Consider the following 11483-nt stretch of genomic DNA (forward strand, 5'->3'; position numbering starts at 1 on the left):
TTAAAATCCGGCTACTTTTTATCCTCGGCAAAAGACTTCTCCAACTCTTCAAAGAGCTGCTTCTGTTTGCGGCTAAGCTTCTCGGGGGTAACAACGTTCAGGTGAACCATCTCGTCACCGCTGCCAAAGCGATTCAAATGGGGAATACCCTTGCCCTTCAGGACAAAGTATTTGCCGTTTTGGCTGCCAGGGGGTATTTTCAGCTTGTGCTCCGTATTAAGACCCGGCACATTTACTTCAGTGCCCAAAGCCGCTTGGGCAAAATTTATCTTAAGTTCATAAACAACATCATCACCGTCACGTTTGAAATCCGTATGCTCGGCAATGCTTACGTTTATATACACATCTCCTGCGGAAGCGCCCTTGTCACCTACACCACCGTAACCATTAAGGCGTATTTGGTTTCCGTCTGCCACGCCGGCGGGTATTTTTACCTGAACAATCCGTTTGATATATTCTTTACCAGTACCCCGGCATTTAGTACAGGGTTCGCCGATTATAGTACCCTCGCCACGGCATTTAGGACAGGGAGTTACACTGGTGAAACGCCCGAAAACACTCTTTTGCACCTGATATACCTGCCCTGTACCATTACAATTAGTACATTTTACAGGCGAAGTGCCGGCTTTGGCACCGGTACCGCTGCACTCGGTACAATATTCAAGTCTTTCGGTAGTAATTTCTTTTTCAACACCGGTTGCGGCTTCCTCAAGACTTATCTGTATATCATAGGACATGTCAGGCCCGCGGCGGGGACCACGTTTGGCACCCTGAGTAGCACCGCCAAAAAAGGTTTCAAAAATACTGCCTAAACCGCCAAAATCAAAGTTTTCAAAGCCGCCCTGTCCAAAAGCATCTGCTCCGGCACTAAACCCAAACCGGTCATAAGCCGCCCGCTTTTCGGGATTGGAAAGAACCTCGTAGGCTTCATTTACTTCTTTGAATTTTTCGGCAGCACCCTCTTCGTGATTACGGTCAGGATGATGCTTCATAGCCATCTTGCGGAAGGCTTTTTTTATATCTTCGTCAGAAGCACTGCGTTCAATACCCAGTACCTCGTAATAATCTCTTTTATTAACCATAATTTGTCATTATAACCTAAATTTTCGTTTTATAAAAATAAACCAACTTAAACAGTGCCAAATTTTATTTGCCAGAAAACTGCCAAATAAAGGCGGGAGGGGGCATCAAACCCCCTCCCAGAGGCCGCAGAGCCAAATTCCCGGCCTTTATTTAGACTTCGCGGAATTCTCCCTCTACCGTGCCTTCATCATCAGCCTTTTTGCCTTCTGCTGAGGGTTCTTCCTGAGCAGAAGCACCCTCTTGCTGCTTACCATAAACAGCGCTGCCAACACTCTGAAGAGCGGTGGAAAGTTCCTGAGTGGTCTTCTTTATTGCTTCCACATCGGTACCCTGAAGGGCAGTGCGAACGGCCGCTATCTTGCTTTCCAGTTCGGTATTCAGCTCCGCCGGTATCTTGTCCTTGTTGTCACGCAGGGTCTTTTCGGCATTGTAAGCCAGATTATCCGCCACATTACGGGCTTCGATTTCTTCCTTGCGTTTATTATCCTCAGCGGCATGAGCTTCCGCCTCGCGAGTCATCTTTTCGACTTCTTCCTTGGAAAGGCCTGAAGAAGCGGTGATAGTTATCTTCTGTTCACGCCCAGTGCCTTTATCTTTGGCTTTGACGGAAAGTATACCGTTGGCATCAATGTCAAAGGTCACTTCAATCTGGGGGACGCCGCGGGGGGCGGGTAAAATACCATCCAGCATAAAGCGACCCAGAGTGCGGTTATCTGCCGCCATGGGGCGTTCACCTTGCAGGACATGGATTTCCACGCTGGGCTGGTTATCAGCCGCGGTAGAAAACACCTGGCTCTTGGAAGTGGGAATGGTGGTGTTGCGGGTAATGAGGGAAGTGGAAACACCGCCAAGTGTCTCAATGCCCAGAGTCAGGGGGATAACATCCAGCAGGAGTACATCACTTACTTCACCCTTAAGCACACCGGCCTGAATGGCAGCACCGATAGCTACCACCTCATCAGGGTTTACACCCTTGTTAGGTTCTTTGCCGAAAAACTCTTTGACCTTCTGCTGTACCAGCGGCATACGGGTTTGTCCGCCCACCAGAATAACTTCATTGATTTCTGAGGCAGTTTTGCCCGAATCTTTCAAAGCCTGACGGCAGGGCTCAAGGCTCTTGTCAACAAGATCCATTACCATCTGTTCCAGCTTTGCACGGGTAAGAATAATATTAAGGTGCTTGGGCCCCGAAGCATCTGCTGTGATAAAGGGCAGATTTATTTCTGTCTGCTGAACAGTAGAAAGCTCTATCTTGGCCTTTTCAGCCGCCTCTTTCAGACGCTGCAAAGCAGTCTTGTCTTTGGAAAGATCAATGCCCTGGTCTTTTTTATATTCAGCTATCAGCCAGTCAATAATCTTCTGGTCAAAGTCATCACCGCCCAGGTGAGTGTCACCGGCAGTGGATTTTACCTGGAAAGTGCCTTCGCCCAGTTCCAGTATGGAAATATCAAACGTACCGCCGCCCAAATCATAAACGGCGATAGTTTCGTCTTTCTTCTTATCCAGACCGTAGGCCAAAGCAGCAGCAGTGGGTTCGTTTATAATCCGCAGAACTTTAAGTCCGGCAATAGCCCCGGCATCCTTGGTTGCCTGACGCTGGGCATCGTTGAAGTAAGCCGGTACGGTAATAACCGCTTCGGTTACCTTTTCACCCAAATAGGCTTCCGCATCTGATTTTAGTTTCTGCAAAATCATGGCGGAAACTTCGGGGGGGCTGAAATCCTTGTCACCCATAACTACCCGGACTTCATTGTTATTACCCTGAATAACCTTGTAAGGTTTGCGTTTTGCATCTGCCTCCACCGGCAATTCACGCCCGGCGGGTTCGCCCCATTTGCGTCCCATAAAACGCTTGATGGAATAAACAGTGTTTTCAGGATTTAAAATAGCCTGATTTTTGGCCTGACGGCCAACAATGCGTTCGCCGTTTTTATTTATCGCCACTACCGAAGGAATAAGGGTGCTGCCTTCGGCAGAAGGAATAACTACCGGCTCGCCGCCCTGCATGACGGCAACTTCGCTATTTGTAGTACCAAGATCTATACCAACTACTTTACCCATTTAATTTTTCGTCCTCCTTGTTTATTTAAAGAAATTTATCTCATATCCGAATCAGACCGGCAGGGCTGGTTTCCGTTCCCCACCACTACCAGCGAGGTTCTGAGTATCCTATCCCCCACTGTATACCCCCGGCGGGCTTCATGAAGAATAATTCCTTCCGGTCCGTCTTCACAGGCAACTGCTTCGTGTAAACGGGAATCAAACGGCTCACCGGCCGCCGGAATAGCCTTGACCCCCTGATTATCCAGAATAGCCTGAAACTTACGTACTATCAGATCAAGCCCTTCAATAAAAGGCTGGCCGGCAATATCAGCGGGAACAGATGTCAATGCCCGTTCCAAATCATCCAGTACCGGCAGTACCAGCATAAAGGCATTTCCTCTGGCCATATCGCTCTGGATATTTCTTTCCTGTTCTATATACCTCTTGTAGTTAACAAATTCGGCTCTGGCCCTTTTCAAACTGTCCAGATATTCTTCTGAATGTTTCTTTTCCTCTGCCAACTGGGCATTCAGATTTTCCGCTTGGGAATCAGATTTAGCCTGATTATCTTCAGGGTGTTCACTTCCTTCTTTATCGTGCATTTTTCTATCTGTCATAATACCTTCCTAAATTGAAATAAAAATGCATTACGCACCAAAGGCGATTTTATTCATCCTTGTCAACAGGTGCTTTACCGTAAAGCTCGGCAACCAGAGTGCTCATAACCAGAGACAAATAACTGACCGCTGACAATGCTCTTTCATAGGCCATACGGGTAGGCCCTATCACTCCAATAGTACCCACTGCTTCGTCCGGTATACCGTACTGGCTGACTATCAGACTGTAATCACGTATCTCAGCAGAAGCATTTTCTTGCCCGATGTATACCTGCACGCCCCGGTTAAAAGGTGCAGGCGGTGCAATCATCTTGGAAAGCTTTTTCTGCTCAAGCAGCTGCATTATCTCCTGAACCCTTTGGTTCTGGTGGAATTCGGGTTGTTCAAGCATATAGTGCAACCCGTCAAAAAACGGCTCACGGCTTTCCTGCTCGTCTTCACCCCGCATCATCTTTACCAGACTGTCCCTGACTTTGAGTTCATCAGGGTTAAGATTAAAAAGCTTTTGCTCTATCTGGAAACGGGTCAAGCCAGCATAGGCATCATTCAAGCGGTTGGATATAAGCGTAAGCTCGGGCTGGGAAACAGCATCCTCAAAGTTTATAAGCTGCTGCTTTACCTTGGCGCCGCGCAGTATCAACACTACCAGCACCAGATTATCCTGCAGGCTGACCAGCTCGATATGATGCACTTTGCCCTGTGTCTGGCGAGGCATGGTGACAACAGCCATGCTCTGTACACGCTGTGAAAGGACTGCTACCGTCAAGTTCAGCCATTCTTCCATCTCTTTTTCAACCTGATGAAAAAGGTGGCGGATAAGAAACTTGTCATTGGTGGGCAGTTCCACATCTTTCAGGGATTCCACGTAATAACGGTATCCCTTGTCAGCCGGTATACTGCCGGCAGAGTGATGGGGACGGAGAATATACCCCTCGGTTTCCAGCCGGACTACCTCATTCCGTATAGTGGCAGAACAAATATCAAGACCGCAATCTTCCAGTATGGAAGATGACGAAACCGGCACCGCTTTGGTTATGTACTGCCTTACTATAGAACGCAGTATTATCTCTGCCCGTGATGTTAGCACTCTTGCTACCTCGTTAGCACTCTGTTGGTTAGTTTGCTAATACAGGTATAATTTAGCATGACTGCCAATTGGCTGTCAAGGGTAAAAATGACACCCTGAGGTAAATTATAATAAACCGGCCAGCTTCAATTGACCCTCTGAAAGGGGTCTGATATAATTCAGCCATATGGAAATTAAATGGTTAGGTCACTCGTGCTTCCGCCTTAAAGGCAAAAATACTACTGTAATTACTGATCCGTTTCCCCCGAATCTGGGGTATGCGATGGGCAAACAGAGTGCTGAGGTAGTTACTGTAAGCCATGCCCATACCAATCATTCTTTTACCTCAGCTATTGACGGTAATCCCCGCATTGTCAGCGGACCCGGTGAATATGAAATCGGAGATGTCATCATTCTGGGCCTTTCCACCTTTCACGATGACTCCAAAGGCAGTGAACTGGGTAAAAACACTGTTTACCAAATGGAGATAGACGACCTGTCCATCTGCCATCTGGGAGATATCGGCCAGGGGCTGACTGACAGCCAGATTGAAGAGCTGGGACGGGTGGATATACTCCTTCTGCCGGTTGGCGGCGGAAATGCCATCAGCCCAGGTAAGGCCGCCGAAATCATGCGAAAACTGGAGCCGTCCGTTGTTATCCCAATGCACTTTCAGAGTGATTTATCAACCAGCTCCCTTTTGCCGATAGGCCAGTTTCTAAAGGAAATAGGGTTAAACAGTCTTGAACCCCAAGCAAAGCTGAATATAACCAGAGGCAATTTGCCTGTTACCACCCAGGTTATGTTACTGCAGCCATAAACACCCGGAAACCAAGAACTGTGCGGGAGGATAAGCGCTGAATGCACTACCTGAAACGGGTTACCATTTCCCTTATTCTGGCTCTGGGTCTTACCGCAGGGCTTCTTCCCCAAACACCGCTTGCGGCTGCCTCCTCACATGAATACTGGGCGGTAGTAGTAGGCATATCCGATTACCAGAGAATTACAGATGTAATAGGCCTGGCTAACGGCGCCCAGAAATTTGCTGATTCTCTCAAGGAAGCCTGGGGTGATGACCACGTAACGCTGCTGACCAACAGCAACGCAGACAAACACTCTATAAAGTCAGCCCTGGACTGGATGATAAACCAGGAAGATGACAATGATACGGTGGTCTTTTTCTTTGCCGGACACGGCGACAGCCATTCATATATAGCCCCTTATGATGCTTATTACGCCTCGGAGTGGATTTCCAGCCAGGAGCTTTCAAACTGGCTTTTGCCGCTGGAGTCTCACTATCAGGCTGTGATACTGGAATCCTGCTACTCAGCCAGCTTTGCAGATGATTTAAACCAGCCAGGGCGTATAATCCTGTATTCTTCACTTGCTGCGGAAGTTTCCTGGGCGGATGGAGACAGCGGGCTTTTTTCCGGATATATAAATGATGGACTAAGCTATATACCCAATGCAGATATAAACGGCGATAACATCATATCTCTGGAAGAGCTTTTTTACTACGCCCAGCCACGTACTACAGACGAATCCCGAATAACTTCCTCTCTTCAGCACCCGTTCCTGTCGGATGGAATAGGCGGAGAGCTCAGCCTTATCGGCAAACTACTATTAACGACCTCCATACCTATATCAGGCAACTATAACTATCTGATAGTAGACGGCAGAACCTATTCACTCAGCACCACACAATTTAACTTTACCCCTGGCACAACTCATGAAGTTACCGCTTTAAATATAGAAACCCTTCCTGGTATCCGTTATTTCTTTAAAAACTGGGCGGATGGAATTACTTCAGCCAGCCGCTCATTTACCAGCGGTGCAAACCTGCAAGCGGTTTATTCGCGCCAGTATCTTTTAACCATAGACTCCCCTACTTCAGCGGTTACCGGCGGTGGCTGGTATGACCAAAACACATTTGCCAATCTTTCCGCCCCGAATATTGAAGAGGGCGGCATACGCTATATATTTACCGGCTGGAGCGGAGATATTACCGGGCCTTTTGAAAGCACCCGCCTTGTGATGGATAAACCAAAGACAGTCAAAGCCAACTACGACACCGAATACCAGCTTTTACTATCTTCACCCTACGGCACACCTGACGGCGGAGGATGGTATGCCGCAGGCAGCGCTGTAAAGCTAAGTGCACCCTCAGCACAAGGGTTTTTAATCCGCCAGGTATTTGAAAGCTGGAGCGGGGATTACACCGGTACAGATACAAGTGCAGTCATCACCCTTAGCAAACCAATGAACATAACCGCCAATTTCAAAGCAGACTATACTTTCCTGTATATTGCCGTTGGATTAGGGGCAGTCATAATTATCTGGCTGATACTGGCAATATCCAAACGCCGCAAGAACTATTACAATACTATCTGACAAACTATTCCCCGTGTTTGAGAAAAGGACAACTTAAAGCCCGCATGGAAGCATATTTAGATATTGAAACAACCGGTCTTTCCCCCTATCAAGCAGACCTGACAGTCATCGGCATCCACCTGGTAAATGGCAGTTCCATACCGGGGCTGATTCAGTTGGTAGGCAAAGAATGCACCGCAGAGAATGTCATGTTATCTCTTGCGGGTGCGGATACACTATATACTTATAATGGCAAAGGCTTTGACCTGCCGTTCATTCACCGCAAACTGGGAATAGACCTGAGCCGCCATTTCAATCACCGTGACCTTATGTTTGACTGCTGGGCTAAAAACCTTAAGGGCGGACTGAAGAAAGTGGAATGTCAATTGGGTATTCCACGCGAGTTGACCGAGGTAAATGGTTACGTTGCTGTTCAGCTATGGTGGAACTACATAAACAAGGCTGATACCGGGGCGCTGGAAACATTGCTAGCCTACAACCGTGAAGATATAGTAAACCTTAAAACCCTTAAGGACATATTATTAAATAACTGTACCTATTGACTGGCAGGTGAGTCCTAACTATAATCATCTATAATTTAGTTTTGGAGGCGTAAATATGGAATGGTATGAAATCCTTCTTATTGTGGTTGTACTCTGGGCAGTAGGTCACACTTACATGGATATGCAGATTAAGAAACAGGTTGAAAAACTCCAGAAAGAGTTTAATTCCCACAAACATTAATTGGTTTTTGGTTTTGTCTATAAGGCCGGATTTTCCCGGCCTTTCTTTATTCCATTAAAGTCTGTTTCAGGCCGATATCCTCACCCCCCAGTTTGCCATTTCAGACGTTTTTCTTTTCTTTTCAGTCTAACTCTTTGCCGTCATTCAAAATGTCCAGTTTTATCCTGTAGCCATTTTCAGACGCTTGTTCTTACTTTATGTAGAGTTTGTAAATCTTAAATCATTCCAAATTTAATATTTCATCCAAAATATAAGAGCCCCCCGTTTCCGGGGGGCTCTTTGGTTACTTTCGGACCGTTAGTCCGTTTTCACTTTGTAGTTTATTAGACTACGCGGCGAGTGCGAACAATCAGGACGATTACAGCGACGGTCAGTACAGCACCGACAGCCACAATCAGCCAGATGTAGGCAGGAGTTTCAGCCTGAGGTACGGTCAAAGTGATAGCCGGAGGATTATTGACCTCTACCGGGGCTGCATCAGCCTTAACGGTGGTAAAGACAGCCGGGAACCATTCACTGGTGCTGTTGGCGGTATTGACGCGAACCTTCCAGTAGTAGCTGGTTGAGTTGCTCAAAGTGCCGTCATAGGCCCAGTAATTGGTGGTCAGGTTCTTGGTAGCCAAAACCTTGGTAGCATCAGCGAAGGTAGGATCGGTGCTGAGTACGAGGTCATAGCTGACAGCAGTAGAAACTGAATCCCAGGCGAATACGGGTTTAACGGGTACATTGGAAGCACCGTTGGTGGGCATCAGGTTGAAGGTGTAGGTCAGTTTTTCGGGCTGGGTGGAGACTGAAGCAGTACCCACGAAGCTCATGACCGGGCTGACAGCCCAGACGCTTACCTGGTAAACAGTGTCTTCAGCAATCACGAAGGCACCAACGCCATCTTTAAAGGTGGCAGAAAGAGTAGTGATACCATTTTTCTGGTTGACATCAGCAGCGGTAACAGCGTAGGCAACTTTGTAAGCGGTAGCATTATCAGTCACAACCACAAAGTACTTAACAGTTACATTGCTGTTATCAACAACCAAAGCGTCCCAGGTTACCTTGATAGAATCAACGGTAGAGGTAGCTTTGACGTTAGCTACAGGCACAGCCATCTTGTCGGTGTAAACATACAGTTCGGCACCAAAGATACCATACAGCATGTTAGCGCCGGGAGAGGCTACACCAATCAGTTTGGTAGCAGGGCCAGTAGCGGTGGAAGGTTTAGCAATAATACCGGCGGTATAGTTAGTACCAACATTGGTGATACGGATCAGGTTGTCCCAATTACCATCCAGTACATACAGGACGTTTCCGCCTGAAGCAATACCGGAGAAGATACTAACGCCGTTATCAACATCAGCATAGCTGCTGCTGTCAAAGGCATAAGCACCGGTAACAACGTTATCAATCTGGTCCCATTCAGGAGCGGCGGCAGCGAAATCATAAACATATGCACCGCCAGCGTCACTGGTCAAGTAGACAACGCTGTTGCTGCCATTCTGGAAGGTTACTGTAGAAGTACCAGCAATAGCGACATCAACAGTGGGGGCACTCCAGGTAGCGCCACCATCGATAGATTTGGAGATTGCGCCAGTGGAACCGCCGGCTACCAGAGTAGAACCGTCAGTTGAAACGGCAAAGGATGTAACAATGCCAACAGAACAGGTGCGGATAAACCAGAGAACGCCATTGGTGCTGGTCTGATAGACAACATTATTGCCGCCAATCAGGATAGTGTTGGCATTGGAAACAAACCATGAATTGATAAGAGCAGCACCATCAACTGTGGTTATGCTGCTTACCTGAGCGGTAAATATTTGACCCAATTTACCAGTAGTCTGATCAACCAGTGAGCGCCAAACCATAGTACCATTAATGGTCGCTACGAATAAAGCATCACCTGCGGGTGAAACAGCTACATCAATAGTAGAACCATCTTCAACAACCATAGAGGTTGAGAAGACACGCTCGTAAACACCATCAGAGAAACGCCAAACGCTCTCTTCGAGATAGTCACTGGTAACAATAAATAAATTACCAGCCATATTGTCAACGCTGACAATAGCCTGACGCATCATGGAAATAGTATTCCAAGTTTTGCCAAAATCAGCTGTGTAAGAAACGCCACAATCCCAGCCAGCAGTGCCAGCAAGAGCCTTGCCGGAAGTATTATAGTCACCCATGGCAAGTACGGTTACAGTAGCAACAGAAAGACCCCAAGAGCTTGCAGCACCGGTAGGGGCTTTAACATTAGCTGAGAAGGTAAGGCGATCAGAAGAATACCAAGTAAGAGGTGCAGAAGCAGCTGCGATATTATAACCACCAATAATCAGTCTGGCATCAGCAATACCGCCAATACCATCAATATCGGTTACTTCTGTAGCAGTGCCAACACCGGCAGAATAACCACGGACGTTAAGGTCTATGGTTGTTAAGGTATTACCATACCACAAATACACATCACCTTGACCACCAGAAGTCTGCAGAGCAAGCCAACCCTGGAATTTGCCGGAGGCTATGTTGGAGTTGAAGTCAGAGGGCAGCCAGAGTTCGGCATGGTAAATACCGGTGATAGAATCAGTGTTGTTTTCTTCGACTGCGGTATCAATGCAGGTTGAAGGCATATTCCACTGGTTGCCAAAATATTTGGCGGTTATGTAAGTAGCTTCGGCACCCAAAGTGGTGTCTTCAGCAACAGCAATAACACCCTGTTTGGTGGCGAAGTCAGTGGGATCAACAACTACATCCCAAACATTACAACCATCCCAAGCGGCTTCACGTTGATTAATAACATCAAGATCGGTCCAAGGCATACCGAAGGCGGTTTCCTGGCACATATACACGCCGTTAGCGCCCGGAGCTACGCCAAGGGAAGCAGTACCTGCAAAGACGTATTTTGTAGCGCCAACTACAGCGGTGTCCAAAGTAACAATGATACCATCAGGAATAGCTGTTACAAAATTGGAAGCCGCATAAGTATAAAGGTTTGACATTTTGTTCCAAGTTGCACCACCATCTTTGGTGGTAAAGATGTCATGACCGTCAGTGAAGTAAATTTCATTGGCATTAACGCTAGAAGCGACCATATCAAAAATACGGCCACTAGCTGCCAAAGTATAAACATCACCGTCTTCAAAGACCATCTTCCAAGAGCGACCGGAGTTAGTAGATTTAAATACACACATAACACCATCATACTCGGCAGTGGCATAGATAGCAGATTTATCTGCGTTCCATTCCAAAATGCCGATGTTGTCAAAGCGGACGCTAGGAGTGCTAACTACATAGCCGCCGGTTGCGCCGGAGCCAGGCAGGGAGATCTTGCTCCAATCCTGGTTGGCAGCAGCTACGGGGGTAGCGACTGTGAACATGGAAAGAACCATGGCAGCAGTCAGGACTACGCCCAGAACTTTACTTATTTTTGTCTTAAACATCGACCTATAAATTTCCTTTTAAAATTATTTTATGCAAATGTCTTCATATTATATATGTATATATGAAGACCAAGAGTGGTCCAATTCAGCATCAATCAAAGACGCTTCCCCTTACGGGTGCACACCAATTACACCACC

The 11483-nt window shown here is 47.1% G+C and carries 9 protein-coding genes; 4 read left to right on the forward strand and 5 right to left on the reverse strand.

Going from position 1 to position 11483, the window contains the following annotated elements; all coding sequences use genetic code 11:
- Positions 1–11: 11 nt before the first annotated feature.
- From dnaJ to hrcA, 4 genes are all read right to left on the reverse strand, one after another.
- A complete protein-coding gene (gene dnaJ / locus UCH007_RS05945; protein WP_046961323.1) occupies positions 12–1082 on the reverse strand; it encodes a molecular chaperone DnaJ in 1071 nt (356 codons plus the stop codon).
- Positions 1083–1233: 151 nt separating this feature from the next.
- On the reverse strand, positions 1234–3144 hold the full coding sequence (gene dnaK, locus UCH007_RS05950) for a molecular chaperone DnaK (protein WP_023652705.1): 1911 nt from the start codon (positions 3142–3144) through the stop codon (positions 1234–1236).
- Positions 3145–3179: 35 nt separating this feature from the next.
- Complete coding sequence (locus UCH007_RS05955) at positions 3180–3743, reverse strand: nucleotide exchange factor GrpE (protein ID WP_046961324.1); 564 nt, start codon at positions 3741–3743, stop codon at positions 3180–3182.
- A gap of 49 nt (positions 3744–3792) precedes the next feature.
- Positions 3793–4830 (reverse strand): heat-inducible transcriptional repressor HrcA, encoded by a 1038-nt coding sequence (gene hrcA / locus UCH007_RS05960; RefSeq protein WP_023652707.1) that lies wholly within the window; start codon positions 4828–4830, stop codon positions 3793–3795.
- A 166-nt stretch (positions 4831–4996) separates the two neighbouring features.
- Between hrcA and UCH007_RS05965 the strand changes: the two genes are divergently transcribed.
- Genes UCH007_RS05965 through UCH007_RS07895 form a run of 4 tightly spaced genes read left to right on the forward strand, consistent with a single transcriptional unit; the run spans position 4997 to position 7923 of the window.
- On the forward strand, positions 4997–5629 hold the full coding sequence (locus UCH007_RS05965) for an MBL fold metallo-hydrolase (RefSeq protein WP_012882441.1): 633 nt from the start codon (positions 4997–4999) through the stop codon (positions 5627–5629).
- A gap of 41 nt (positions 5630–5670) precedes the next feature.
- Positions 5671–7200: a caspase family protein gene (locus UCH007_RS05970; RefSeq protein ID WP_046961325.1), complete on the forward strand. Its 1530-nt coding sequence runs from the start codon at positions 5671–5673 to the stop codon at positions 7198–7200.
- A gap of 44 nt (positions 7201–7244) precedes the next feature.
- Positions 7245–7742, forward strand: a complete 498-nt coding sequence (locus UCH007_RS05975) for a ribonuclease H-like domain-containing protein (RefSeq protein WP_023652709.1) — start codon at positions 7245–7247, stop codon at positions 7740–7742.
- Between the two features lie 55 nt (positions 7743–7797).
- On the forward strand, positions 7798–7923 hold the full coding sequence (locus tag UCH007_RS07895) for a hypothetical protein (RefSeq protein WP_012882444.1): 126 nt from the start codon (positions 7798–7800) through the stop codon (positions 7921–7923).
- Positions 7924–8246: 323 nt separating this feature from the next.
- On the opposite strand, the gene UCH007_RS05980 is transcribed toward UCH007_RS07895, so the two are convergent.
- Positions 8247–11345, reverse strand: a complete 3099-nt coding sequence (locus UCH007_RS05980) for a hypothetical protein (protein ID WP_046961326.1) — start codon at positions 11343–11345, stop codon at positions 8247–8249.
- Positions 11346–11483: the final 138 nt, after the last annotated feature.

It is taken from the genome of Dehalococcoides sp. UCH007 (assembly GCF_001010485.1).
GTDB classification, from domain to species: domain Bacteria; phylum Chloroflexota; class Dehalococcoidia; order Dehalococcoidales; family Dehalococcoidaceae; genus Dehalococcoides; species Dehalococcoides mccartyi_A.

Bases quoted from the DNA above. Each gene is read 5' to 3' on its own strand.
- dnaJ (WP_046961323.1), bottom strand. From the start codon at position 1,082: ATGGTTAATAAAAGAGATTATTACGAGGTACTGGGTATTGAACGCAGT.
- dnaK (WP_023652705.1), bottom strand. From the start codon at position 3,144: ATGGGTAAAGTAGTTGGTATAGATCTTGGTACTACAAATAGCGAAGTT.
- UCH007_RS05955 (WP_046961324.1), bottom strand. From the start codon at position 3,743: ATGACAGATAGAAAAATGCACGATAAAGAAGGAAGTGAACACCCTGAA.
- UCH007_RS05965 (WP_012882441.1), top strand. From the start codon at position 4,997: ATGGAAATTAAATGGTTAGGTCACTCGTGCTTCCGCCTTAAAGGCAAA.
- UCH007_RS05970 (WP_046961325.1), top strand. From the start codon at position 5,671: ATGCACTACCTGAAACGGGTTACCATTTCCCTTATTCTGGCTCTGGGT.
- UCH007_RS05975 (WP_023652709.1), top strand. From the start codon at position 7,245: ATGGAAGCATATTTAGATATTGAAACAACCGGTCTTTCCCCCTATCAA.
- UCH007_RS07895 (WP_012882444.1), top strand. From the start codon at position 7,798: ATGGAATGGTATGAAATCCTTCTTATTGTGGTTGTACTCTGGGCAGTA.
- UCH007_RS05980 (WP_046961326.1), bottom strand. From the start codon at position 11,345: ATGTTTAAGACAAAAATAAGTAAAGTTCTGGGCGTAGTCCTGACTGCT.